Here is a 24,745-nt window from a genome sequence, read left to right on the forward strand (position 1 = left end):
GTTTTTAAAATACATCCAGATACTTTTATCTGTATCCATTCCAAGGAATTCACCCACAATTTGCATTGTGATAATTTCAATATCGGTAAGAGCAGGTGGAAAGCCACGAGTTCTGAGTGGTTTATTAACAACAATTGGATATAGCTCATCTATAATTAAATAGACAAAGATGATAAATTCTTCAATGGACATAACTGTAATTTTATTTTCTTGGTCGAAATTAAAGTGAGGTTATGTCCTTCTCATTTCAATGACTTAAAAAGTTGAGATTGGCGTAACATTATAAATAAAAAGGCGAAGCCTGAGCTTCGCCTTTTGGTCTTATTTTAAATTAGATTTTAGCAATCAGCTCAGCCACTTGTTTGGCCTGTTCAGCAGCATTACCTGTATAAGAAGCAGGTGTCATTTCAGCTAGACGCGCACGATCAGCAGCAGGAACCGCTTCTAACTCGTTACCGTTTACGAAATCAACCATCATGTCGCGAGTCATGGCCTGACCACGAGTCAGAGCTTTTAATTTTTCGTATGGTTTTTCAACGTTGTAACGACGCATTACAGTTTGAATCGGTTCAGCCAACACTTCTTGCGCATTGTCTAAGTCTTCGTTAATGCGCGCAGCATTGAGTTCAAGTTTGCCGATCCCTTTAGCACATGCTTCGAAAGCAATTAAGCTTTGTGCAAAACCAACACCCATGTTACGCAGCACAGTAGAGTCAGTCAGGTCACGCTGCCAGCGAGAAATTGGCAGTTTTTCCCCAAGGTGTGCAAGTACAGCATTGGCAAGACCCAAGTTACCTTCAGAGTTTTCGAAGTCAATCGGGTTTACTTTATGCGGCATGGTTGAAGAACCGACTTCGCCATCTTTTAGCTTTTGCTTGAAGAAACCAAGCGAGATATAACCCCAAACATCACGGTTAAAATCGATCAGAATAGTGTTGAAACGACGCAGGGCATCAAACAGTTCAGCCATGTAGTCATGTGGCTCGATTTGTGTGGTGTACGGGTTGAAATCTAGACCCAAAGATTCCACAAATGCTTGTGAATGCGCAGGCCAGTTGATGTCTGGATAAGCAGAATAGTGCGCATTGTAGTTACCTACTGCACCATTGATTTTGCCTAGAAGTTCAACATTTTTGAACTGTTTGATTTGACGTGCAAGGCGGTAAGCCACGTTCGCCATTTCTTTACCCAACGTCGTTGGGCTTGCAGTTTGACCATGCGTACGAGACAACATTGGCTGGTCAGCATGCTTTTCAGAAAGTGCAACAATTGAATCAATGATTTGCTGCATAGATGCAACCAGTACATCACGACCGCTTTTCAGCATTAAAGCATGTGATAGGTTGTTAATATCTTCAGACGTACATGCAAAGTGAATGAATTCACCGGCATTTTTCAATTCGTCGATATTGGCAATTTTTTCTTTCAGGAAATATTCAACCGCTTTAACGTCGTGGTTGGTGGTGCGTTCAATTTCTTTGATACGATTGGCATCATCTTCAGAGAAATTGCTTACAATCGCATCAAGCGCTGCATTAGTTTCGCCTGAAAACGCCGGAACTTCAGTAATTTCCGGATGGTTCGCAAGCGCCTGTAACCAACGCACTTCAACAGTCACACGAGCATGGATTAAACCAAACTCAGAAAGAAAGGGACGTAGAGCATCACATTTGCTCGCGTAACGTCCATCTAGTGGAGAAAGTGCAGTTAAAGCGTTCATATCGATTCCTTAGATTTTGGAATTAAACGTAAAACGAAACACGTGCAGTATCAGTTAAACCACCTGAAACTGTAAACGCGCCAGATTCTGAATATCTTTTAGCAACTTGCGTTTGCCAAATACCATGCCCCAGGAGCTGCCACCGAGCTGACGCCACAGGTGCGCCATTTGTAAACCGGTAAAGAGGGAAGCACGGATGCGGTTGGTGTGTCCGGCATCTTTAAAGGCTTCGGCATTGCCACGAACCATGATGCGCGGATTGATTGATCCCGCAGTATCGACATAGGTTTGAGCCAGATTGGCAATGATGCTGGGGTGCAGGTAATTGTTATCGAAAAAGGAAAGCTGTCTGAGAATTTTCTGTTGGGACTGTTCAATAATTTCAACAAATTTGGGATTGCTATAGACCTTCTTTTCTAATTGAAGAAGTGCCATGGCATAGCTCATTGGAAGTTTGGTGCTGGAAAGTTTTGGAATTCTGGATTTTGGCGAAGTATTGAAGGGTTGAATAATGCTGCTTTCTAATGTTTTTAAGCCTAAGGAAATATCGGCCAGTTGATTAAAAAAGTCTAGGGTCTGGGCATTTTCGTTATTGCCGGGACGAATATTGAGACTGGCTTTAATCAACTGTTCAAAATAAAAGTTACCGTTTTCACCAATACTTTGCTGACCACTCAATGCGGTCATATGGGTCAGCTGGGTGGCCTGAAACACACCCGCTAACGCCAAAGCGCGATTTTGACGAGTATTCAACGTTGTGGCTGGTTGAAATGGTAACTCCGTCATGCCGAATTCATCCTTTTATAAAATCAGGTTTAGGTGCATTGGTATGATGAATCACACCACCGCCTAAACAAACTTCACCTGAATAAAACACCACACTTTGACCTGGGGTCACTGCACGTTGTGGTTCATCAAACTCCACACGTACACCATTGGGTGATTCTGAATCTTGGTACACCGTACAGGCTTGATCAGTCTGACGGTAACGGGTTTTGGCCGAGCAACGGAAACCTGTTTCAGGAATATCCTGCTCGCCGGCCACCCAGTCAATCGCTTCACTCCAAAGCATGGTGCTTTGCATCAGTGGGTGCTCATGGCCTTGACCCACCACCAGACGATTGCCTTCGATATCTTTATGTAATACGAACCAGGCACCTTCCGCGACGCCTTTCATTCCGCCAATACCGATGCCGCCGCGTTGACCGAGCGTATAGTACATTAAGCCGTGATGATCACCAACCTCTTTACCGTCTTCCAGCACGATTTTTCCGGGTTGTGCCGGTAAATATTGCTTCAAGAAGTCATTAAATCGGCGCTCACCAATAAAGCAGATGCCAGTCGAGTCTTTTTTCTTTGCCGTAGCAAGATCTAATTCTTCAGCGATTTTGCGGACTTGCGGCTTTTCAATTTCACCGACAGGGAATAATGTCTTGTTAATTTCACGACCATGTACGGCATGCAGGAAATAGGTTTGATCCTTATTCTGATCAACACCACGTAATAGTGGTGCGTATTCTTCACCGCGCGAATTGGTCATGGTTGCACCGCGACGACAGTAATGACCTGTGGCAATAAAGTCTGCACCCAAGTTCACCGCATGATCTAGAAAAGCGCGGAATTTAATTTCTTTATTACATAAAATGTCTGGGTTTGGGGTACGGCCAGCCGCATATTCTGCTAAAAAATGTTCGAATACACGATCCCAATATTCCATGGCAAAGTTTGCGGTATGCAGTTTAATCCCGATTTTGTCACAAACGGCCTGAGCATCGGCAAGATCATCCATCGCCGTGCAATATTCTGTGCCGTCATCTTCTTCCCAGTTCTTCATGAAAAGACCTTCAACCTGATAACCCTGTTGAAGTAAAAGCGCAGCAGAAACAGATGAATCTACACCACCCGACATACCGACGATGACACGTTGTTGCATAGGATTAGGCATCCAAATTTGAAATTAAGGGAGAGTTTTGGTGCTCGTAAATGAGCGATAAAGGGTATTTTTGACCTGACAGGGCATCTTGCACGGCTTTAATCACCAGGGGACTACGGGCACGCGCCGATTCTTTCAGTTCGTCCAATGTCATCCAGACTGCGCCGACAATGTCCGTATCTAAAGCGGCATTTGGGTCGTAGTCAGTGGATTTGGCTAAAAAGCAGAAACGAAAATAAGTACGATCCGGAAACATGGGCGGGGTATAGGTATACATCCCTAAAAGATGGGTCACTTCAACCGTATGTCCGGTCTCTTCCATGGTTTCACGAATTGCGGCTTCGATAATGGTTTCACCGCATTCCACATGACCTGCTGGCTGATTAAATACGGTATGTGTCACAGCTTCTGTATGTTCTTCGACAAACAGGAATTTTCCATCTTTTTCAACGACGGTTGCGACAGTGACGTGAGCAGTCCAAGCGGTCATAGAATAGCACCAACACCAAGGAAGAGAGTGCACTATTGTATAAAATTTTGTGGTGTGTGGCTATGATGATCAGTTTTTTCTTTAAGGTGTTATCTCCTTTGCATGTGAGAAGTGGGAAATAAACCAAATATAATCAGTATCCCGCTCAATTAGATTATGAGGCATACATTTAATCTGATTTTCTACAGTCATTTTCAATCAATGTATCACGATAAGATTCATTCAAGCTGTGTTGCCAATGCTTAACATAAGCATCAACCCAGATGTAGCTCTCATTTTTGTCAATTTTAGTGGGTAAATATTGCTTATATTTTTGCAGAAAAACACCCATCCAACAGATTTGATTGATTTGAGCAATGTTTAAGTCTTCATCAAAACGATAAGACTTACCAATCGTTTGCTCATAGCCTCGAATCACAGCGATTTTTTCCAGTGTCGAAAATAGTAACTGTTGCGTTAATGGAGATAATTCAGATGAGGAGGCAATTTGGTACACTTTGGCATCGGACAACAATGTACCTACTATTCCTCGATTGGCATTTTTTAGTGCTTCACTATTTATGTCGGTTTGAGAGGCGAGTGAACAACTTGCCAAAAATATGAAACATAATGAACTAAGGGTTATTAATTTTTCTATACATGACATTGTCTGGATCACCTAAGTATATGCCTTGAGATTTTAATATTTGAATCATGTTTGGATTAAAATCCTGTTTAAAAACATCAATAAACATATTTTTATTAATTGTAATCGGCCCTTTGTTATTTTGGATTAAAAACATATCTCTTGTAGCATCAACAATATTAATTTTATCAATCTGATTTTGTAGTTTCTTAGCTTTAATTAGAGCAGATTTTAATTGATCTTGGGTGTTTAAATAAGGAATATCTTTTACTTCATCAATGGTAAAAGTCGTAAGAAACCGAGCCTTAAACACAGCTTTTTGAAATTCAGCTACAATTTTAGGAGCTTCGCGCATCACATTTTTCATTAGATAGTTATGAAACTTTACATACATTTGAGTATGAAATGCAGGATCTGATAAATACCCTTCAGGCAAATTATTAGTATCCCATTCCATCCCAAACCTGATAGCTGTAAGTAACTCTATCTTATTTGTGATACTCGACCATTGATCTAAGCTCATCAAAAAGTTGTAAGGACGAGCAATATAGTAATTTCGTACTTTAATAACACTGTTGCATAATGGTTCTGAAAATTCACAGACTTTTTTTTCCTCTGGAAAGGCTTCCCAAATATTAGAATTTCCAGAAATGATGCGACTATAGGCAGAGGCTAATTTTGTGGTTTCCATCATTATTCCCATTTATTCATGGGGTGGGAAAAGTCAAAAACATGTAGATCGACTTGTTCTGATTTAATTCCTGTATGCAAGATTTCAGTAAAACCATCATGATCTGTAAAGCCGCTCTGTTCTTTCCCATCATTTGTTGTTAATAGATAAAAATATCCATTTACAGGTATATTGAATTTTTTATTTATGAGCTGGAACTTTAGTCCATGTTCTTCTACAGGAATAGGATTCTCTACGAAATTTTGGGTACTTGAATATAGGTTTCTTTTTTGTTGCAGAAAGGCATGTACAGTATGCTGAGGAGCTCCAACCACATGAACTTGCTTTGGCATTAAGATTGCCCCACAGCTAAAGTGATCACCTGCATAAGCCACTGCTTTCCCATCCATAATGACATGATCATGGCTTTTAATTAGTGTTGACCACATATTACATTTGGGACAAGCAAAACCATCACCAACTCTTAAGAAGGAGATCCCCATTTGGGTAATCCTGGACTGGCTTGCCATAACTATTCCACCGTGTGAAGTCGTGGAACCTTGAATGCCGAAAGGACGTGTCATCATTTAAATTCTTATTGGTATATTGTTAACATGAATAAAGATACTTTTAATAACAACGATATATTCAAAATATGAGAAACTAACTCGCTTTTATAGAAAAATTATTCATACTTTTATATTGGGTTTTTCTTGTAAGTATATATTTTTATTAAAATTGCTATAATGATAATTTATTATGTTTTAAGCATATCAGAAGCATGATGAACTTGGAATCATCATGCTGAAAATTTTGCTTTAGAGGATCTGCTTTAAATAATTTTTTTACTTGTAATTCCCCGACACCTTCACATAATTCTGCGCTGAATACGGTAAAAATGCTTTTTCTTTATCTGTCAGCGGACGCACTTTTTTCACAGGGCTGCCCACATACAAATAACCGCTTTCCAAAACCTTATTCGGTGGAACAAGCGAACCTGCACCAATCATGACATCATCTTCAACAATCACATCATCCAGAATAATCGTACCAATACCGACCAAAACACGATTGCCAATGGTACAACCATGTAGTTTGACATGATGACCAATGGTGACATCTTCACCAATAATTAAAGGCGAACCTTCAAGCTTATCGGCTTTCTTATGGCTGACATGCAACATCGAGTGATCTTGTACATTCGAGTTTTTACCAATCCGAATATGATTCACATCACCCCGAATTACAGCAAAAGGCCATACCGAAACATTTTCAGCCAAGATCACATCGCCGACCACAATTCCCATCGGATCGACATAACAGGAAGCATCAATCTGTGGGGTCGTATCTAAATAAGAACGAATATTTTGGCTCATAACGATCTGTCCGATAAATGATGAAGGATCATGTGCATAGTATAAAATAAAAAGCACCCATCTGAATGAGTGCTTTGGTCTTAGTCCAAGACTGAAATGGTCTGTTTAGACTTAGAACAAGTTGCTAAAGAACTGTTTGATATGGTCGAGCATACGCGCGAAGAAACCCGCTTCTTCCACTGCATTCAAAGCCACAAGAGGTTTTTCTGAAATGACTTTACCATCCAGAGTTGCAACATATTTACCGACAACTTGCCCCGGTTGTAATGGTGCAGTCAGTTTCGGTTGAACCACCAGCTGGGTTTTAATCGCATTGGCCTGACCTTTCGGCATGGTCACGTTAAAGTTTTCAGCAAGTCCGATTTGAACTTCATCTTCCTTACCGAACCAGACTTTGGCTTTAGCAAGTACCTGTTTAGCTGGTTGAACATTTTTGGTTTCGAAGTTTGCATAACCCCAAGCCAGCAATTCACGTGTCTGCGTTGCACGTTCCTGCATGGTTGGTGCACCAAAAATAACTGAAATCAAGCGAGTAGGGCCGCGTTTAGACGAGGTGGTCAAGCAGTACCCTGCTTCATTGGTATGACCAGTTTTTAAGCCATCTACACTTGGGTCGGTATACAGCAGGGCATTACGGTTACCTTGCTTGATGCCATTAAAGGTAAATTCTTTTTCAGCATAAATCGGATAATACTTGGAACTGTCTTTAATGATGTGCTGTGCCAGCGTTGCCATATCTTTGGCAGTCGAATAATGACCTTCAGCAGGCATACCGGTTGAATTGATAAAGCTGGTATTGGTCATACCAATACGTTTGGCTTCCTGATTCATCATATGTGCAAAGGTACCCTCGTTCCCTGCAATATGTTCAGCCATAGCCTTAGATGCATCATTACCCGATTGAATAATAATTCCGCGCAGCATTTCAAGTGCAGTGGCCGTACCGTTTAAAGGCACATACATACATGATTCCGCGCTACTACCGCGACACCATGCTGACTCATTCATGCGAACCTGTTCATCTTCAGTGAGTTCACCGCTCAATAGTTTTTGTTCGATGATGTAGCTGGTCATCATCTTGGTCATTGAAGCAGGGGCTAATTTTTCATTTTCATTTTTTGAAGCGAGAAGTTGCCCTGTCTCATAGTCCATTAGCACGTAGGATTTATTATTCAATTCTGGTGGTGCAGATAGGACAGTTGCTGCAAAGCTAAAACTAGGAACTAATAATAATGCAGCAAGGGCAGTTTTTTGGGTCATTTCTAGTGGGTTCCTATATCTTGATGTAAGCACGAAGAGCCTAGCATTTTAGGATAAAGCTAGGCGGACTTCTATGGGAAACCCGGTCTTATTTCAAAAGTATTGTAAGTAATCGGCAGAAAAGCAGGTTAATTGTTATAGGTGGTTAATTCATTACAAATCACCTGATTTTTTTTCTTGCCAGCTTTCTTGGCATCAGATTGTGCTTCAGCCAGAATACTGCGGAAATCGTTCTGTTGAACCATCTGGTTTAAGCTTGCAACCGGATTGCGCTGACCTGGCATATATTCAGTCACCAGCTTGGTATAGCCCTGATTGAACTGTGACTTGTCCTTAACCATGCTCGGGCAGATTTCTGAAAGAACATAAATCGCAGCCAGTTCCTGCTTGGTCACTTGCTGGGTTGGCGTGACATTGATATTTTCATTGGCTGCAAATGCAGATGTTCCTAAAAGAGTCACGGCAGAAGCTGCACAAAGTGTCATGGCTTGAAGTAATGGATATTTCATTAAAAAACTCAAAAAATAGATTTAGAACAATAATTTGCCTAGCTTAAACTTATTTTTGAAATTGAAAAGTGGGAAAATGTAGCGAAGCTGTAGAATTATGAAGAAATCTGTAAGAGAAAATAAGACGATGTTTACACCGTCTTATTTGAAGATTTATCTAGCTTAGCCCTGGTAATCCAGAATCTCTTCGCATACGGTTTTTTGTTCGTCAGTACTGGTTTGTTTTGCACCCTGACGAGCTTCTTCCAGTAAAGATTTATATTCGCTATCTGCCTGTAGTTTTTGATAGCTCATGCCTTTATCTGAGTAGTCTGCAAGATAAGACTGGATGAGAGTCTGAATAATGCTGTCTAATTTTGCATTTTGGCCAATCATAGCCGGGCAAACCTCAGCCATGACTTGTGCCGATGCGATGTCTTCTTTCACAATGGTATTGTTTTCGTCAACAGTCAGCTCGCTCGCCATAACTGAAGGAGAAACAGATACTGCCAGGCTTAAAGCGAAAGCACTAAATAAAGAGAATTTTTTAATCATCTTGAGCCACATATTTTAAAGATGGATGTCGAGCAGTAAATATATATAATTCCAGCACTAATACAATTAAATGTCCTAACCAGTCATTTTTTAGCGCGACGAGATTTTTCAGTGAATATTTTAGTTTCAAATGATGATGGTGTGTTTGCACCGGGTATTCAAGCATTGGCACAGGCTCTAAAACCTTTGGGGAGGATTGTTATTGTAGCGCCAGAAAGTGAGCGCAGTGGTTACTCCAGTGCTTTGACTCTGGACCGACCTTTACGCCCGATTCAGACTTCTCCCGATGTCTGGGCTGTCAATGGTACTCCGGCAGATTGTGTTTATCTGGCTATGAACGGCCTGTTTGACTTTGAATTTGATCTGGTGGTCAGCGGTATTAATAGTGGTGCCAATCTGGGGGATGATGTCTTGTATTCCGGTACAGTCGGGGCAGCCTTTGAAGGTCGCTTAAGTAAACATCCTGCTATTGCGGTGTCATTGAGTGGGCCGAATGTACGCAGCTATCAACACCCTCAGGATTATCAGCTGGCTGCCAACTGGGTACATGATTTTATTGCACGCGGTTTGCCGGTTCTTCCTGAGCGTCATATTTTTAATATCAATATTCCGGATATGGCTGAATTACAGGGTGAAAAAGTGACTTATCAAGGCCGCCGCCGTCAGTCGAAGCCCATCACCAGTCATGTTGACCCACGTGGTCGTCAGGTGTACTGGATTGGACTGTCTGGAGAAGCAGTAGCAGAACCCAAGCAAGGGTTGAGCGAGATTGACTCGGACTTCTTTGCTGTGGCCAATGGCTATGTCAGCATTACTCCGATTCAGATGGATGCCACCAACTATGAGGTTTTGCGGAATCTTCAAACACAATTGGCAGAAAATGCGTTCTCAGTGTTATAACTTTGTGAAAAACTCGCGATTGCAAGTATATTGCAGTAAAACTTTGCTAATCTTAACGGGATTTTGCAACCGTATAGATCTTAGAGAGGAAGATAATGTTCTTGGTGTTACCGAAATGTGTTGTTGCTTCGCCTGCAGCCCTGATTAAAACCCTAGTTTTATCAACCGTTGTTATTTCTACAGGAGTAATCACCGGTTGTGCCACCAAACCTCAAGTAAATAATGCGACGCGTTATGCGACAGCTCCTGATTTCTATACGGTACGTTCAGGAGATACATTGAGTGGGATCGCAGCACGTTATGGACTGAACTATATCAGTGTTGCCGAGATGAATGATATTGCTGCACCTTACCGGATTTATGTGGGACAGTCGATCCGCCTGAAAAATAATACCGTACGTCGCAGTACCAGCACGCAGGCAGTGACTCAGGCAGCCCCTATCCAGCGTCAAACGATTGCAGTACCAACACCGGCCCCAGTTACACCAGCGACCACCGTGCAGACTACACCGCGTGTGAGCACGCCGGCGCCAATGACACCCGTCTCTACTGCCGCGGGTTTAGGTTGGGTAAAACCGTCTAATGGCCCAGTTTTGCAGCAGTATAATCTGGCATCTAATATCAAGGGCACACGCTATAGCGGCAATGTCGGTGATCCGGTGTTTGCAGCAGCAGACGGGCAGGTGGTTTATGCCGCAGATGGCCTGAAAGAATATGGCAATCTGGTGTTGGTGAAGCATATTAATGGCTATATTACGGCTTATGCCCATAACAGCAAACTGGATGTAAAAAGCGGACAGAATGTAAAAGCGGGGCAAAAAATTGCAGAAATGGGTTCAACTGGTACAACGCGAACCATGCTTGAATTTCAGGTGCGCTTAGACGGCAAACCGATTAATCCAACTACAGTTTTACCAAACAATTAAATAAATAATGCAAAACGTGAATTTCGCCGTATAATACAATAAGTTGCTTTTATCAAATGATGAGGCATCTCATAAGTTTAGAGGGAAATTTATGTTAGATCAACTTCGAGCAATGGGTGTTTTTGCTTGTGTTGTAGAAAAAAACTCGTTTAGCGGTGCTGCCCGTGAATTAGGGATTACGACCAGCGCCGTGAGTCAACAAATTCGCTCATTAGAACATGATATGGAAGTGGTACTTTTAAATCGTTCAACGAGAAAATTAAGTTTGACGGAAGCGGGACAAGCTTTTTTCTACAGTTGCCAGGAAATGCTATCTGCTGCAGAGCGCGGTAAAGTCCGAATCAATGAATTACGCGATGATCTTGTGGGTGAACTGCGCATTGTCGCTTTGCCAGAATTGTGCGCGAATCATGTGATTCCTGCACTTTCTCACTGGATGTCCGCACATCGTGGCCTGGCAGTACATCTGGAAACCAATAATCATGAGGTTGATTTGTTCGATGGGCGTATCGATATCGCCTTAAGATTTGAACAGAAAAATGATGAGCACAATCTTCAGGTGGTGCCATTGATGCAGATTGAGCAAATTCTGGTGGCGACACCGAGTTATATTAATCAGAGTACCATTATTTCACGTCCTGATGATCTTAAAAATCATGATGTGCTGCCTTTGAACCATATCAAAAATCATCAGTATTTCCAGTTTCAAAATGTCAATACTGCAGAAAAAGCCGATTTTGAATTGAAATCCCGTTTCAGTACCAATAATGGTCTGGTGGCAAAATCGATGTGCTTGCAGGGCAATGGGATTGCCAAGATTTTATATCTCGATGCGAAAAAAGACTTACTGAATGGCACTTTGGTTGAAGTTTTGCCTGAATGGCGACTTCCACCGATTACACTATATGCAGTCATGCCGAAACGTGAGCAACAACCGACAAAAATTCTTCGTTGCCTAGATACATTGAAACAATATTTTGACCAGATTTCTGGTGGGCGTATTTTACAAGCCGCATCATAAGATACAGAATATAAAAAAGCCGCTTTCAAGCGGCTTTTTTGTTTTTAAGCGCAGGGTTTAGGCCAAAAAAGCATTGATCATTTTCACTAAACGCTCAATCAGCTGATCAGCCTGTTCCTGAGTAATGTTCAGGGTAGGCAACAGGCGAACTACATTACCGGCAGTCACATTGATGATGGTTTTGTATTCATCACGTGCAATTGCGACCAGCTCAGCACATTCTTTCGGTAATTCAATTCCGATCATCAGACCGAAACCACGCACGCTCACATTTTGATCGGCCAGTTTGTTGCGTAGCTGATCCACGATATAAGCGCCTTTTTCCGCAGCATTGGCGACGATATTTTCTTTTTGCATAATATCGAGAATGGTGTAGACCACACGTGAACCCAAAGCTGTACCACTATAAGTCGAACCATGATTACCGGCAGTTAATACACCTACACCACGACCTTGAGTCATGACGGCGCCAATCGGGAAACCATTACCCAAGCCTTTGGCTGTGGTCAGTACATCAGGAATAATGCTGGTGTGCTGATAAGCAAAATATTTGCCCGTACGGCCATTCCCGGTTTGCACTTCATCTAGCATCATCAACCAGTTGTGCTGGTTACAGATTTGACGAATCTCTTCGAGATAGCTGAAACCTTGAGGTGCGGTATTTACACCACCTTCACCCTGAATGGGCTCAACTAAAATGGCTACGATATCCGGATGATGAAGCGCTGCCTCTTCAATCGCTTCGAGATCACCAAAAGGTACACGAATAAAACCTTCGACCAGCGGACCAAAGCCTTCCTGAACTTTTTTATTGCCTGTTGCAGAGAGGGTGGCCATGGTACGGCCATGGAAAGAATGATCCGCCACAATAATTTTAGGTGAAGCAATGCCTTGCATATGACCGAATTTACGTGCAATTTTGATTGCACCTTCATTTGATTCTGCGCCACTGTTGGAGAAGAATACTTCTTCCATACCCGCGACTTCGGCCAGTTTTTGTGCTGCCGCAGTTTGCCAAGGCACTTCAAACAGGTTGCTGGTATGAATCAAGGTCGCAGCCTGATCAGCAATTGCTTCGGCAATGACTGGATGCGCATGACCCAGACCACATACTGCAATTCCGGTTAATGCATCTAAATACTCTGTACCATCTTCGGTATAAAGATATGCACCTCGTCCTCGGACAAAGCTGATCGGTTGACGGCCAAATACAGGCATCAAGTGAGAAGGTTGATCAGTTTGTACCGGTGCGAGGGTAATATTATTCATGACTAACTCTTAACTGTTAGGTGGAAAGAAAAACTTATATAAGCAAAAACCCGCTCAGATTTAAAGGGTAATTGTAAATAAAATTGGAATTATTGCTTTAGACATACTGTTTTGTCTGGATTTGGGTATAATGCCAGACAGATGAGTTGAGGATTTATCAATGACTGAACAAGCACGCGATACCGAAGCGTTAATTCGTGACCAAATTGCTAAACATGCAGTACTTCTTTATATGAAAGGCACACCGCAATTTCCACAATGTGGTTTTTCTGCACGTGCAGTAGAAGCACTCAGTCAGATTGGTCGTCCGTTTGCTTATGTAAACATTCTGGAAAATCAGGACATTCGTGCGATGTTACCACAAATCGCCAACTGGCCGACATTTCCACAGCTTTGGATCAATGGTGAATTGATCGGTGGGAGCGATATCATGCTCGACATGTTCCAAAAAGGTGAATTAAAGCCTTTGGTTGAACAGTACAGCCCGGCAGCTGATGCTTAATTAAGGTTTAAATTAGGCCAGATGTTAAAAAAGCGCTTCATTGAGAAGCGCTTTTTTATTGCTATTTTAAAGATAGAGCAACGACCGGATTAATCTTCTGTTGCTGCATTTGGCTTTTGAGCTATTGCATGACCTGCTTCAAGTTCAGTGTGTGGCTCAACAATTTGCTTCTTGTCTTTTTTCTTCTTCTTTTTTTTCTTTTTCTTCGGTAATTCGACCAGCTCACCACCATCTTCAATCGCTTGCCAGTAATCCAGCTGTGCCATCACCGCGGCATAGATTGAATTTTTGCTATAGCGACCTTTTTTATCCAAGGTGCCGACCGGACGCGCCATCAGGATTTCCAGCGCCTGATCAATGGTATCAATCGCATGAATATGGAACTGACCTTCTTCGACAGCAATGGTGACATCTTTACGCAGCATCAGATGCTGCATATTCTGACGTGGAATAATCACGCCTTGTTTGCCGGTCAGCCCTTGCAGCTTGCAGGCATCAAAGAAACCTTCAATTTTGGCATTGACACCGCCCACTGGCTGTACTTGTCCCAACTGGTTCATAGAGCCGGTAATGGCCCAGGATTGATCAATCGGTAACTGGCTAATCGCAGAGAGCAGGGCAGACAGTTCTGCGACTGTGGCACTGTCACCATCGACCTGACCATAGCTTTGTTCAAAGGCCAGCGCAGCAGAGAAGTGCAGGGTCTGTTCACGACCAAAATGTGCTTTCAGGAAAGACGACATCAATAACACGCCTTTGGCATGCAAGGAGCCACCGAGTTCCACACTGCGCTCAATGTCGAGAATGTCACCACCCCCTTGATACACCGAAGCAGTCAGGCGTGAAGGAAGGCCAAATTCGACATCGGCATAATGAATTACCGACAAAGCATTAATCTGTCCCAGACGATGGCCACGGGTTTCGATTAGCTGTGTACCACGGGTCAGATCCTGCCAGTATAACTCACGCAAATAGCCTAAGCGATATTTACGATGATCGAGTGCAGTATTGATATGTTTTTCCGAGACCATCTTGTCACCGGCCTGAAAGGCATGATGATGCGCTTCACGAATCAGGTCACCCAAGGTCAGGGCATGTAATGATAGTGAGCTTTGGTCTTCGGCCTGACGGCTGGAATCTGTGAGCAGTGCAGCCAAAGCAGAACGGTCAAAAGGCAATAATTTATCCGATTGCACATAGTCGGCAATCAGCTGCATATAGGCCTGCTCGTTGTCGTCATTACGTTGTAATGTATCGGTAAAATCAGCACGGATTTTAAAGATGCTGCCCAGCTCCGGTTCAAGCTCTAGAATTTCATAATAAATTTCAGGCTCGGCCAGCAAGATCACTTTAATGTTCAATGGAATCGATGCCGGTTCAATTGAAATACTGCCGGTTAGCGTGATCATATGCTCAAGTGAAGACAGTTTTAAATGCCCGGATTTAAGCGCACGCTTCAAACCTTGCCATGCATAAGGCTGTTCCAGTAATTGTTCCGCTTCCAGCATCAGAAAGCCGCCATTAGCTTTATGCAACGTTCCCGGACGAATCAGGGTGAAGTCCGTGGTGATCGTGCCATTTTGGGTTAGCTGTTCCACATGGCCGAGTAAATTGTAATGTGTTGGAAAATCTTCAAAGATGACTGGCGCACCGCTATTCGGCTTGTGGGTAATAATCACGTTGGCCTGATAACGTGCCGGTACGCGGCTGAATAGTGCCGGGGTGAAATCATCTTCTTCCTGTTCCAGCACGATTTCGACATTATTGATAATATCTTCGGCATAATATTTTAGATAATGTTCCAAGCCTTGCACATGTTTGAACTTGGATAAAATCTGTTCTACACGTGGCACCACCACCTGTTTGGCAATATCACGATTCAGAATCTGAACTCGGTCGCGTGCATCATCTTCCAGATCACCCAGATGCAAACCCAGACGCTCCAGTTTTTTGTCCATATAGCGCATATTGGTCGCCAATTCGGCCCGATCCTGATTGCTCAGCGCATTCAGATCTTCCTGAGTCATTTCCTGTAATTTGTCATCAATCAGATGTACGGGAACAAAGCAGTGTTCATCGTGTCGCGAGATCAGTTTCAGATCGAGTTCTGCACCTTCTTTGGTGAGTTCGATCAGCGCCTGTTGCTGTTCATCGCCAGTTTCCTGGCGAATCATTTCAATGCGGTTGTGATAGGTTTCCGCAGTAAAACGGCGTTCGAGCTGTTTCAGAATGGTTTGCCAGCTTTGATTTAGCATGGCCTGAAATTTTGGACCTTGACCTGCGGGAAACTCCAATGCTATTGGCTGGCGCTGGTTTTGAAAGTTGTTGACGTAGACCCAGTCGTTTGGGGTTTCCATGGTTTTGGCATGCTGTTGCAGCAGGCGCTTCACCATGGTGCGTTTGCCCAAGCCAGCCGTACCCACGGCAAAAATATTATAGCCTGAATAAGGTAAGGCAATCCCTGCCTCGACCGAAGCCCGTGCGCGGTCTTGTCCCAAGAAATTATTCAGGGGCTTGATCCGTTTGGTCGACGCCGGAATTTTTTCTAGGTTTGGAATGTGCGTCAGTTGGGTGGATTTTAAGCGGGTATGCTCAAGGGTGTTGTGAATTTCGCTTTGTTCAAATGCCGAGATAAGTAAATCTGAGCGGATATTTTCTGGTGTTGTCGTATTGTTGCTGGCGATAGAAGAATTAATTTGATCGAGTCTCTGGGTCACTGTTGAAATCCAAAACGAAATATTACGTTGATAAGCGTTAAGGTATACAGATTTGCTTGGAAAATTCAAGCGAACATGTGGCTTTTGCCAGAAAATAAAAAACCAGAAATGTGATAAATATATAAATCTTGTTGAAAGATGCGCTATTACAGGATTGAATAGCAGCAATTGGTTTTTCCGCGGAAAATAATAAAGCAATGACAACACAAACGACGGGTTGGAAATCCGCATTTACAGCATTTTTAGATCGACGTGCCTTGATCATGCTGTTCTTGGGATTTTCGGCCGGTGTCCCGATTCTTCTGATTTTTTCCAGTCTGTCTTTATGGTTAGGTGAGGCCGGAATCAGCAAAAGTGCAGTCACTTTTTTTAGCTGGGCAGCATTGGGCTACTCGTTTAAATTCGTCTGGGCGCCGCTCATTGATGAACTGCCAGTGCCTTTTTTGACCAAGGCTCTGGGACGCCGTCGAGCCTGGTTGCTGATTGCACAGATTCTGATTGTCTGCGCCATTTCCATTATGGCTTTTTCTGATCCGGCTTTGGGCGTAACTCATTTACAGCAAATGGCGCTGGGTGCAGTCCTGTTAGGCTTTTCTGCTGCAACGCAGGATATTGTGATTGATGCCTACCGGATTGAACTGGCGGAAACCCAGATGCAGACCGTCTTGGCCGCGACCTATAATGCCGGTTACCGGATCGGAATGATCGTGGCGGGTGCTGGCGCCTTGTTTCTGGCCGCTTATTTGGGCACAGCCAAAGGCAACTATATCTACGATGCCTGGAAATGGACCTATCTGGCCATGGCCGGGGTAATGCTGGTCGGGATTGTCACCACGCTTTGTATTCGGGAACCGCAGGTTGACCGTGTGCCTAAACATTATCTGCGCAGTGATTATTTCCGTTTAGTCGCAGTGTTTTTTGTCGCAGTGATCAGCTTTGTACTGAGCTATATCTATTCAGGCAATCTGGTCGCCAGTATTACCGAACAGTTCACCATTCAAGATACTTTTGCCTTGTTCTGCTTTGAAGCCTTACGCTTTATTGGTTCTGGTGCGATTGCCTTTGCCATTGGTGCAAGCTTGGTGAAAATGGGTGCAGTCAACAAGCAGATGGCCTATGAAACCTGGGTTAATCCGGTTGCAGACTTCTTTAGGCGCTATGGCTTAAAACTGGCATTGGTGCTGTTGTTATTGATCGGTTTTTATCGGGTTTCCGATATCATCGCCGGGGTCATTTCCAACGTCTTCTATCAAGACCTGAATTTCAGTAAAGAGCAGATTGCCGAAGCGGTCAAAGTCTATGGGGTGATTTTCTCTTTAATTGGTGGTTTTCTTGGTGGTTTACTGGCCCAGAAAATGAACATCATGAAACTGATGTTTGTCGGTGCCGTGCTGGCCTGTTCCACCAACCTGATTTTTATTGGGCTGGTCAAATCCGGTGAAAAACTGGCAGCTGTCGAAGTTAGGGTCGCTAATCAGGTTTATCAGGCCGATACCGATGAAGTCGGTTACTGGAAGCTGAATGTACCCAGTGATGTTTTAGCGCAGAGTAAGCAACTGCAAGTGACAGCCAGCTATCTAAATTCAGATCATGCTACTCAGCCTGTACAGGTCAGCATGCCGTATTTGACTGCACAACAGGGCAGCACCCAGTTACAGATTCTGCCGATCACCAGTGACAATACCCTCAATGTCGCTGAACAGGACAAGACCATTGTGGTACGTGGTCAATATGTCGGTGCAGCGCTGCAACCGAATCAAAAGATTGTTTTACAAATCAATGATCAGAATATTGAGGCAAAATTAGAAAGTGAAGGCGTATTTACTGCCGCGATTCCTGCGCAGCAACTGATTCAGTCACCCGCACATATTGTCAGTGCAGTCCTGATGCAAGATGGCCAGGCGCTTCAGCAAACCACACATGTTTATCAGGTCAATGATCAGCTCATCCCTGGCCAGAATCTGGATGTTGATATTCAGCCTTTGGCGGTGATAGATGGCAGTAGTTCCGACATGATCGAAGTCAGTGGCAAGGTGATCAAACCTTATAGCGACAAGTGGCTTTATTTTGCCATTATTGTCGATAATCTGGCTGCCGGACTTGCGGGTGCTGCGTTTATTGCATTCTTGTCGAGCCTGACCAGTGTGTCATTTACCGCGGTTCAATATGCGATTTTTAGCTCACTCATGACCCTGACTCCCAAGATTTTAGGCGGATATTCGGGTACTATAGTGACCAATATTGGTTATCCGAAATTCTTCCTCATGACCACGTTAATTGGGATTCCGATCCTGATTCTGGTGGTTTGGGTCGCAAAACTGCTCGGTGAACACCAACAACAATCTGTACAGAAGGATGATTAATATGCGCATGCTGCATACCATGTTACGTGTAGGCAATTTAGAACAATCGCTCAAGTTCTATACTGAAGTACTTGGCATGACTTTGCTTCGTAAACGTGATTACGAAGAGGGCCGTTTTACCCTGGCTTTTGTCGGTTATGGCGATGAAGAAAATCACACCGTACTTGAATTGACGCATAACTGGGATACAGACAGCTATGAGCTGGGCAATGCCTATGGTCATATCGCGATTGCAGTCGATGATGCTTATAAGGCATGTGAAGAGATCAAGGCACGTGGTGGTAATGTCGTGCGTGAAGCTGGTCCAATGAAAGGCGGTGTGACTGTCATTGCATTTGTAGAAGACCCAGATGGCTATAAAATCGAGCTGATCCAGCAAGATCAGGATGCACGTAATAACTAAGTGGGATGTAGCGTGATAGATGAAATGTATTCACGTATAGATGAAAATATTACATCAACCTGAGTGCATAGCATGGACCCGGCATCTGTTAAGATAGCCGGGCATTTTTTTATCGAACAATAAAACTTTAAGGGAAGAACAGCAGATGCTTAAATTGTTGGCATTGGACCGCTTTACGATATTGCTATTTGTCATGGTGCTGTTGGCCAGTGTAGTGCCTGTCTCCGGACAGGCCGCTGAAGTTTTTGGCTGGATCACGACAGGCGCGATTGCCATTCTATTTTTCCTGCACGGTGCCAAGCTGTCCCGCGAAGCGGTGGTGGAGGGGATCATGCACTGGAAATTACATACTTTGGTCTTTGCACTGACTTTTGCCTTGTTTCCTATTCTAGGTTTGCTGGCCAAGCCGATTTTATTGCCAATGCTCGGGCAGGAGCTGTACTGGGGCTTCCTATTTATGTGCTTCCTGCCATCTACCGTTCAGTCTTCGATTGCTTTTACTTCCGTCGCACATGGGAATGTGGCCGGTGCTGTCTGTAGTGCATCTTTTTCCAATATTATCGGCATGTTTATCACCCCGGTATTGGTCGCATTTTTCATTTTAGGTCAATCTGAGCACGGGTTTGACCCAACCGCTTCGATTATCCAGATTACGCTGTTGTTATTGGTACCTTTTATCTTGGGGCAAATTTTACGTCCCTGGATTTATCCAAAAATGATGAAAATGCCAAAAATCGTCAAGGTCTTCGATCAAGGCTCAATTTTACTGGTGGTCTATGGTGCTTTTAGTAGCGCCGTAGTAGCGGGACTTTGGAATGAAGTCAGTCTCAGTACATTATTGCTGTTATTGCTAGCCTGTTCGGTGCTTTTGACCCTGGTGATGCTGTTGTCGCTGTATATCCCACGCTGGCTGGGTTTTAGTCGCGCTGACCAGAAGACGGTATTTTTCTGCGGTTCTAAAAAAACCCTGGCCAGTGGCGTGCCGATGGCACAAATTCTATTTATTGGCCAGCCACTGGGCATGATTGTTTTGCCGATCATGATTTTTCATCAGATTCAATTGATGGTTTGCGGGATTATTGCCAATGTGTGGGCCAAAGAGGCTGAGTCAGAAGCAGAAGAATAATTCGCATATTGAATTTTTTTCACGTATAATAATGCCCACTTGTTGTGCTTAGCTCTGACGGTATCCGTCTCGGTGGGCCAAAAGAATGGTCTGTTGTGGTGTTGATCTGCATGAACTTTGTTCCTGCTTCCTCATTTGAGAGTGATCAATAGCGATGACAGCTAAACCTTCTTGAATCTAATGGAGTAATCGACCATGCGCGCCGATATTCACCCAAAATATGAAACTTTAGTTGCGACTTGTTCATGTGGTAACGTAATCGAAACTCGTTCAGCTGCTGGTAAAGAAACACTTTACCTAGACGTATGTTCAGCTTGCCACCCATTCTACACTGGTAAGCAAAAGAACGTTGACACTGGCGGTCGTATCGACAAGTTCAAACAACGTTTTGCTGGTATGTCACGTTCTGTTAAACGTTAATACCCAAAATAAAAGAAACGGGCCTCAAGCCCGTTTTTTTGTGCCGGCCATTTGGAAAATAACCGCATGGCAGGCAATATAACTATTTAATGCTCTTGTACATCAATCAGGTGATCGAGTTTTTTCTGGAAATAATCCCCTTGAATAAAGCGGGCATCAACATTCCAGGCATTGGCGAACAGTGTCATATCATTTAATTCGCGGACCAGAATATTCAGCGGTTTGATATCATTATAGCTGGTGATTTTTTCCTGTAGCTGCTCGACTTCAGTCTCGTTATTCAGCATCTGGGTCAAGCTGGAATGCAAGCTGACACCATCTATTTCCAGCTCACGCAGCAAATTCGGACTATACATCGATTGACCAAAATCACGCAGCGCAATCAGCGCGCCATGTTCATGCAGAACACGTAAATATTTCTGTGCATCCTGTTGATTTAGCAGAATATCTTCTTCTGAGAATTGTAGGGTCAGCGGATGTCGGACTTTGCTGCGAATAATCGTAATCAGCTTGGAAATAAATTCCGGGAAGCTACGGTCTTTAAAGAGTACCGCACGGTTCAAATTCACGATTAAGGTCGCATCCGGATACTGGGTAATAAAATTGTGCAACTGTTTACTGGCTTCAACCAGAATCCAGCGATCCAGTTTAATCGACAGCTCATCATCTTCATGCAGTTCAAGCAGTGTAGAAATATCCTGCCATTTATTCTCATAAATGAAGCCGTTGGTCACTTCATAAGTATAAAGGCGAGTATCTTCTTTATCATACAACTGCTGATATTTTAAATGGATTTCACCACGATCCAGACATTCACTCAAAGCTTTCAGGATATGAGGTGTCGCCGCAGGAATAGAGCTGACTGCTGGACTGATCGCCGCAACTGTTGGGCTTTCGATTGGTGTCTCGGCCACACTAAAATCGATCTGCGGCATTTCTAGAGATGGCTGGTTGCTCAGTGAAGCAGGAATATCCAGTACAAATTCAGGTGCTACTTCTGCTTGAGGTAAAGACGTAGAGAAGGCTCGTGCAATCAGTTCATTGCAGTGCGCTTCATCATTTAAACCCTGTTCCAGAACCACATAACCCATGCGTAAATTGAGCGGGAACGAATTTTGTCCCACTGTCACTAATTGCGGCTTGCTGAGCGCATTTAATCCGATCAGTTTGGATTCAAGAATTGCTTTGGAATCTGCCTGGAACAGACCGACAAGGACGTCATATTCCAGCTTGAATAATGGAACATGGGTTTGTTCTTTGAGGAATTCTTTAACAGCTTTGAAATATCCACTAAACGTCGTCCACTCAGACTGTAGAACTTCTGGTTCATAGGAACTTAAAGAGAAAGTTACCATGGCATTTACAGGTGCGGACTGTTTGGTTATTTCACGTTTAAGGAGCTGGAAAGTACTCGGTTTTCCGGCCGGCTTCTCGGTATTGCCTGCTTGAGCCTGAGTATCAATAGTAATTTGTAGTGCATCTTCTTCAGCGCTGGATGGCAAGAATTCCAGTTTTAATGGGTTAGATGCGGCGACACGCGGATTAAGAGAGTGGATTTCAACCCGGCCTAAATCGACCTGGCCTTGAGAAATCTTTTTGAAACGTGTTTTAAAGTCGTTTAGATCAGAAGGTTGTAATAGATCTAGCAGCGGCAGGCCAATAATCTCGTCTTCACTTTGTAAGCCAAACAGTTTCAGATAGTCTGCATTGGCCTGAATATGAATCCCTTCTTGAATGGTTGCGATGGCACGGTTACTATCTTCGACTAAGGATTGTGTCTGACTTTGTGCTGCTTCCAGTTCATTGAGCAAATGTTGCTGGGTCTGCGATACACGGCTAAATGACAATGCCCGAACCAGTCCCACATAAAAGCGTTCCAGGTAGTCAAAATTGAGAATGTCATAAATTCCTTTATGAATATACTGGGCATAGTGTTCAGCCTGATAGTCATCCGGTTTAAGCAAAATCATCGGCAGATGAGACTGCTGGGAAAGACGCACCAGACTTAAGGCCTGTTCATATTTCAGATCATAAGCACGGCCAAAGATAATCAGATCCCAGTTAAAATTTAACTGTTTTTCAAAAGATTGCAAATCATCAAGCAGGACAGCATCGACCTGATAGTCATTGCTGGTCAGAAGATCACGGATTTGGTTATATCTAATTTGATTATCATCAATAATCAGTAAACGTGTTTCGGTACGTTTTAACTTTTTAGACAATAATGGATTTCTCACTTCAATGCTTCCCATAAATCATGATTTCTGCTTTCATTCATGTGCTGACCGATAAAGTTTTCTATCATTTCTTCTTCTTGATCATTCAATAATTCATAATCAAAACGGATAAAACTCTGCGTAATCAGTTGTGCTTTGGTCAGATAGATTTTTAATTCTTTCTGACCGAGGCGTAAATGAATGGTTTGTTTTTCCCTAAACATCTGTGAACCCGAGACAATCACACTGGTCGTGACCTGATCCAGTTGCGTCATTTTTACCAGCAGTGCAGGCTGATAATTGACATGATGGCGTTCGGTACGGCTATAAGCCGCGCAAGGGAATAATTCCTGAGCCAGAACTTCCAGACCAATTTCCAGACTCTTGTCGGTCGATTGCTTGATCCAGCGAATCACACCACCACGCCACTGGCGCTGTGATTTTTCCTGAACCAGAATAAATTCACCGGTTTTCAGATTGGCAGGGGTAATACCAGTCCATTTAATCCGGTAACCATTGACACTAATATCCAGAACTTCAGCACTATGAATCTGTTTGGTTTCGCGATCGAGGGCCTTGATGCTGCTAAAACCACTTGGAATGGCATTTTCCATTGAGCTGACAAAACTGCTTTCACTCTGGAAATTATAATTGGCCTCAAGTTCCAGGGTCTCGTTAAAGTTTTTACCTTTGGATAGATAAAAATGTGCCACCGTCAAGCCAAAGCAGATATTGATCTGGGCTGAATATTCATAACGTTCATGACGGCGTTCGATATTATTCGAGAGCAGATTGTAGATATGAAAATGTAGTGCAGGGGTCAGGAACAGTTTTTCATTACGCGACAGATACTGAGCATTTTTGCTTTGAGTATGGGTCAAATGTTCCATCAGATTCTGGGTGGAAATATAGAAGCTTGGCTGAAAATGTTCACCCTGATGTGAATTAAAGATCGGGGGGTGATCTTTGCTGGCGTCGACTACATAGCGCGAAAGTGTGGTTTCTTTCGGCAGAATCTGCACCAGTTTGGCCCAGTCAAAACTGCATAAATACAGCCCTTGAATTTCTGCAGGGCGAATCTGATGGGTATTAAAAATATCCAGTAAAATCAGTTGAGCATAAGCATGTGCAATATTCTGGATCTCGTGCTGGGTGCCTAAGACCTGATTGATATTGCTTTGGTAGAAATTATTTTCGATTGCACATTCAAGCAGTTGATGTGCAGCCAACCATTGCCCCATACCCGGTGTGCTATATAACATATGCTGTTGATATAACAGCAGGCTGAGCTGTTGCAAAGCATAATAAATCGACACCATACGCGCAGTTTGAATGCTTTTCTTTTTACCCAGAGAAAACAGGGAAAATTTTTGATGGGTCAGTTGATGATTACAGCGTTTGACGATATCAATATAAATTTTGGCAAAATGGCTACGCAGCAGCATGGCCAGTTCAATGATTTGATCGTTACGATCCGAAGTAATCAGCCCCTGATTGACAAAATGCTTTTCCAGACTGGTCAGAACATTTTCAAGGGTCGGATGCAAGACCTGAATCAGGTCAAAGCGCAGGGTTTCTGTGCATTTCAGCTCAGAAATTTCTAATAAGGCATTAAACAGGGATTTGGATGAATTTCCCAGTTGCAAAATTGAAATACCGGAAACCCACTCTTGCAAAGCTTTGGCAGTCGTCGGGCAAAAGCTCAGCTGATCCCGTGTGAGTTCCGTCGGTGTCTGAAAAATGTCGGACGTATGCTTGCTCATCT

The 24,745-nt window shown here is 43.3% G+C and carries 23 protein-coding genes and 1 pseudogene; 8 read left to right on the top strand and 16 right to left on the bottom strand.

Annotation, left to right across the window (positions count from 1 at the left end):
- The 12 genes and pseudogenes from CWI32_RS12455 to CWI32_RS12510 all read right to left on the bottom strand — a co-directional run.
- Nucleotides 1–192 (bottom strand): annotated as a pseudogene (locus tag CWI32_RS12455) (IS982 family transposase); the annotation flags it as partial.
- 139 nt (nucleotides 193–331) lie between these two features.
- Nucleotides 332–1,720, bottom strand: coding sequence for an adenylosuccinate lyase (gene purB, locus CWI32_RS12460; RefSeq protein WP_005096467.1), 1,389 nt, complete (start codon nucleotides 1,718–1,720; stop codon nucleotides 332–334).
- A gap of 54 nt (nucleotides 1,721–1,774) precedes the next feature.
- Entirely contained in the window at nucleotides 1,775–2,506 is a 732-nt protein-coding gene (hflD, locus tag CWI32_RS12465) for a high frequency lysogenization protein HflD (protein ID WP_005096468.1), read from the bottom strand.
- A gap of 7 nt (nucleotides 2,507–2,513) precedes the next feature.
- A complete protein-coding gene (gene mnmA, locus CWI32_RS12470) occupies nucleotides 2,514–3,653 on the bottom strand; it encodes a tRNA 2-thiouridine(34) synthase MnmA (RefSeq protein WP_005171681.1) in 1,140 nt (379 codons plus the stop codon).
- A gap of 4 nt (nucleotides 3,654–3,657) precedes the next feature.
- Complete coding sequence (locus CWI32_RS12475; protein ID WP_100535429.1) at nucleotides 3,658–4,143, bottom strand: NUDIX hydrolase; 486 nt, start codon at nucleotides 4,141–4,143, stop codon at nucleotides 3,658–3,660.
- Nucleotides 4,144–4,312: 169 nt separating this feature from the next.
- The gene (locus tag CWI32_RS12480; protein ID WP_005171677.1) at nucleotides 4,313–4,789 is read right to left on the bottom strand and encodes a hypothetical protein; all 477 of its coding nucleotides are present in this window, start codon (nucleotides 4,787–4,789) and stop codon (nucleotides 4,313–4,315) included.
- Nucleotides 4,758–5,459 carry a hypothetical protein gene (locus CWI32_RS12485; RefSeq protein WP_005171676.1) on the bottom strand — a complete coding sequence of 234 codons (702 nt, stop codon included), beginning with the start codon at nucleotides 5,457–5,459 and terminating at the stop codon, nucleotides 4,758–4,760. Before CWI32_RS12485 ends, CWI32_RS12480 begins: the two co-directional genes overlap by 32 nt.
- 2 nt (nucleotides 5,460–5,461) lie before the next feature.
- Nucleotides 5,462–6,025, bottom strand: coding sequence for a PAAR domain-containing protein (locus tag CWI32_RS12490; RefSeq protein WP_228127731.1), 564 nt, complete (start codon nucleotides 6,023–6,025; stop codon nucleotides 5,462–5,464).
- 258 nt (nucleotides 6,026–6,283) lie between these two features.
- Nucleotides 6,284–6,814 (bottom strand): gamma carbonic anhydrase family protein, encoded by a 531-nt coding sequence (locus tag CWI32_RS12495; RefSeq protein WP_100535458.1) that lies wholly within the window; start codon nucleotides 6,812–6,814, stop codon nucleotides 6,284–6,286.
- 111 nt (nucleotides 6,815–6,925) lie between these two features.
- Nucleotides 6,926–8,074 carry a D-alanyl-D-alanine carboxypeptidase PBP5/6 gene (dacC, locus tag CWI32_RS12500; RefSeq protein ID WP_005096478.1) on the bottom strand — a complete coding sequence of 383 codons (1,149 nt, stop codon included), beginning with the start codon at nucleotides 8,072–8,074 and terminating at the stop codon, nucleotides 6,926–6,928.
- A gap of 128 nt (nucleotides 8,075–8,202) precedes the next feature.
- Nucleotides 8,203–8,583 (bottom strand): MCR_0457 family protein, encoded by a 381-nt coding sequence (locus CWI32_RS12505; protein ID WP_100535430.1) that lies wholly within the window; start codon nucleotides 8,581–8,583, stop codon nucleotides 8,203–8,205.
- 162 nt (nucleotides 8,584–8,745) lie between these two features.
- A complete protein-coding gene (locus CWI32_RS12510; protein ID WP_005096482.1) occupies nucleotides 8,746–9,117 on the bottom strand; it encodes an MCR_0457 family protein in 372 nt (123 codons plus the stop codon).
- Between the two features lie 111 nt (nucleotides 9,118–9,228).
- Here CWI32_RS12510 and surE point away from each other — a divergent pair, with 111 nt between their 5' ends.
- The 3 genes from surE (at nucleotide 9,229) to CWI32_RS12525 (ending at nucleotide 11,964) form a co-directional block, all read left to right on the top strand.
- A complete protein-coding gene (gene surE / locus CWI32_RS12515; RefSeq protein ID WP_100329817.1) occupies nucleotides 9,229–10,017 on the top strand; it encodes a 5'/3'-nucleotidase SurE in 789 nt (262 codons plus the stop codon).
- Between the two features lie 95 nt (nucleotides 10,018–10,112).
- Entirely contained in the window at nucleotides 10,113–10,943 is an 831-nt protein-coding gene (locus CWI32_RS12520; RefSeq protein ID WP_005096485.1) for a peptidoglycan DD-metalloendopeptidase family protein, read from the top strand.
- A 91-nt stretch (nucleotides 10,944–11,034) separates the two neighbouring features.
- Entirely contained in the window at nucleotides 11,035–11,964 is a 930-nt protein-coding gene (locus tag CWI32_RS12525) for a LysR family transcriptional regulator (protein ID WP_100535431.1), read from the top strand.
- Between the two features lie 57 nt (nucleotides 11,965–12,021).
- Here CWI32_RS12525 and CWI32_RS12530 read toward each other — a convergent pair whose 3' ends face one another.
- A complete protein-coding gene (locus tag CWI32_RS12530; RefSeq protein ID WP_100535432.1) occupies nucleotides 12,022–13,233 on the bottom strand; it encodes an aspartate aminotransferase family protein in 1,212 nt (403 codons plus the stop codon).
- Between the two features lie 160 nt (nucleotides 13,234–13,393).
- Here CWI32_RS12530 and grxD point away from each other — a divergent pair, with 160 nt between their 5' ends.
- Nucleotides 13,394–13,735, top strand: coding sequence for a Grx4 family monothiol glutaredoxin (gene grxD, locus CWI32_RS12535; protein WP_004279738.1), 342 nt, complete (start codon nucleotides 13,394–13,396; stop codon nucleotides 13,733–13,735).
- 89 nt (nucleotides 13,736–13,824) lie between these two features.
- Here grxD and CWI32_RS12540 read toward each other — a convergent pair whose 3' ends face one another.
- Entirely contained in the window at nucleotides 13,825–16,452 is a 2,628-nt protein-coding gene (locus tag CWI32_RS12540; protein ID WP_100535433.1) for a Lon protease family protein, read from the bottom strand.
- Between the two features lie 197 nt (nucleotides 16,453–16,649).
- Between CWI32_RS12540 and CWI32_RS12545 the strand changes: the two genes are divergently transcribed.
- From CWI32_RS12545 to rpmE, 4 genes are all read left to right on the top strand, one after another.
- Nucleotides 16,650–18,815: an AmpG family muropeptide MFS transporter gene (locus tag CWI32_RS12545; RefSeq protein ID WP_100535434.1), complete on the top strand. Its 2,166-nt coding sequence runs from the start codon at nucleotides 16,650–16,652 to the stop codon at nucleotides 18,813–18,815.
- 1 nt (nucleotide 18,816) lies between these two features.
- Complete coding sequence (gene gloA, locus CWI32_RS12550) at nucleotides 18,817–19,218, top strand: lactoylglutathione lyase (protein ID WP_005096493.1); 402 nt, start codon at nucleotides 18,817–18,819, stop codon at nucleotides 19,216–19,218.
- A 145-nt stretch (nucleotides 19,219–19,363) separates the two neighbouring features.
- Nucleotides 19,364–20,344 (top strand): bile acid:sodium symporter family protein, encoded by a 981-nt coding sequence (locus CWI32_RS12555; RefSeq protein ID WP_005171651.1) that lies wholly within the window; start codon nucleotides 19,364–19,366, stop codon nucleotides 20,342–20,344.
- Nucleotides 20,345–20,539: 195 nt separating this feature from the next.
- Nucleotides 20,540–20,764 carry a 50S ribosomal protein L31 gene (gene rpmE / locus CWI32_RS12560; RefSeq protein WP_005096496.1) on the top strand — a complete coding sequence of 75 codons (225 nt, stop codon included), beginning with the start codon at nucleotides 20,540–20,542 and terminating at the stop codon, nucleotides 20,762–20,764.
- A gap of 86 nt (nucleotides 20,765–20,850) precedes the next feature.
- On the opposite strand, the gene CWI32_RS12565 is transcribed toward rpmE, so the two are convergent.
- Nucleotides 20,851–23,016: an EAL domain-containing protein gene (locus CWI32_RS12565; RefSeq protein WP_100535435.1), complete on the bottom strand. Its 2,166-nt coding sequence runs from the start codon at nucleotides 23,014–23,016 to the stop codon at nucleotides 20,851–20,853.
- A complete protein-coding gene (locus tag CWI32_RS12570) occupies nucleotides 22,998–24,743 on the bottom strand; it encodes a cyclic-di-GMP receptor FimW-related protein (protein ID WP_005096498.1) in 1,746 nt (581 codons plus the stop codon). Before CWI32_RS12570 ends, CWI32_RS12565 begins: the two co-directional genes overlap by 19 nt.
- Between the last annotated feature and the right edge of the window lie 2 nt (nucleotides 24,744–24,745).

It is taken from the genome of Acinetobacter pseudolwoffii (genome assembly GCF_002803605.1).
In the GTDB taxonomy this organism is placed as follows: domain Bacteria; phylum Pseudomonadota; class Gammaproteobacteria; order Pseudomonadales; family Moraxellaceae; genus Acinetobacter; species Acinetobacter pseudolwoffii.

What these genes read in the sequence shown, in the direction of transcription:
- purB (WP_005096467.1), bottom strand. Translation starts at nt 1,720, where the DNA reads ATGAACGCTTTAACTGCACTTTCTCCACTAGATGGACGTTACGCGAGC.
- hflD (WP_005096468.1), bottom strand. Translation starts at nt 2,506, where the DNA reads ATGACGGAGTTACCATTTCAACCAGCCACAACGTTGAATACTCGTCAA.
- mnmA (WP_005171681.1), bottom strand. Translation starts at nt 3,653, where the DNA reads ATGCAACAACGTGTCATCGTCGGTATGTCGGGTGGTGTAGATTCATCT.
- CWI32_RS12475 (WP_100535429.1), bottom strand. Translation starts at nt 4,143, where the DNA reads ATGACCGCTTGGACTGCTCACGTCACTGTCGCAACCGTCGTTGAAAAA.
- CWI32_RS12480 (WP_005171677.1), bottom strand. Translation starts at nt 4,789, where the DNA reads ATGTCATGTATAGAAAAATTAATAACCCTTAGTTCATTATGTTTCATA.
- CWI32_RS12485 (WP_005171676.1), bottom strand. Translation starts at nt 5,459, where the DNA reads ATGGAAACCACAAAATTAGCCTCTGCCTATAGTCGCATCATTTCTGGA.
- CWI32_RS12490 (WP_228127731.1), bottom strand. Translation starts at nt 6,025, where the DNA reads ATGATGACACGTCCTTTCGGCATTCAAGGTTCCACGACTTCACACGGT.
- CWI32_RS12495 (WP_100535458.1), bottom strand. Translation starts at nt 6,814, where the DNA reads ATGAGCCAAAATATTCGTTCTTATTTAGATACGACCCCACAGATTGAT.
- dacC (WP_005096478.1), bottom strand. Translation starts at nt 8,074, where the DNA reads ATGACCCAAAAAACTGCCCTTGCTGCATTATTATTAGTTCCTAGTTTT.
- CWI32_RS12505 (WP_100535430.1), bottom strand. Translation starts at nt 8,583, where the DNA reads ATGAAATATCCATTACTTCAAGCCATGACACTTTGTGCAGCTTCTGCC.
- CWI32_RS12510 (WP_005096482.1), bottom strand. Translation starts at nt 9,117, where the DNA reads ATGATTAAAAAATTCTCTTTATTTAGTGCTTTCGCTTTAAGCCTGGCA.
- CWI32_RS12520 (WP_005096485.1), top strand. Translation starts at nt 10,113, where the DNA reads ATGTTCTTGGTGTTACCGAAATGTGTTGTTGCTTCGCCTGCAGCCCTG.
- CWI32_RS12525 (WP_100535431.1), top strand. Translation starts at nt 11,035, where the DNA reads ATGTTAGATCAACTTCGAGCAATGGGTGTTTTTGCTTGTGTTGTAGAA.
- CWI32_RS12530 (WP_100535432.1), bottom strand. Translation starts at nt 13,233, where the DNA reads ATGAATAATATTACCCTCGCACCGGTACAAACTGATCAACCTTCTCAC.
- grxD (WP_004279738.1), top strand. Translation starts at nt 13,394, where the DNA reads ATGACTGAACAAGCACGCGATACCGAAGCGTTAATTCGTGACCAAATT.
- CWI32_RS12545 (WP_100535434.1), top strand. Translation starts at nt 16,650, where the DNA reads ATGACAACACAAACGACGGGTTGGAAATCCGCATTTACAGCATTTTTA.
- gloA (WP_005096493.1), top strand. Translation starts at nt 18,817, where the DNA reads ATGCGCATGCTGCATACCATGTTACGTGTAGGCAATTTAGAACAATCG.
- CWI32_RS12555 (WP_005171651.1), top strand. Translation starts at nt 19,364, where the DNA reads ATGCTTAAATTGTTGGCATTGGACCGCTTTACGATATTGCTATTTGTC.
- rpmE (WP_005096496.1), top strand. Translation starts at nt 20,540, where the DNA reads ATGCGCGCCGATATTCACCCAAAATATGAAACTTTAGTTGCGACTTGT.
- CWI32_RS12565 (WP_100535435.1), bottom strand. Translation starts at nt 23,016, where the DNA reads ATGGGAAGCATTGAAGTGAGAAATCCATTATTGTCTAAAAAGTTAAAA.
- CWI32_RS12570 (WP_005096498.1), bottom strand. Translation starts at nt 24,743, where the DNA reads ATGAGCAAGCATACGTCCGACATTTTTCAGACACCGACGGAACTCACA.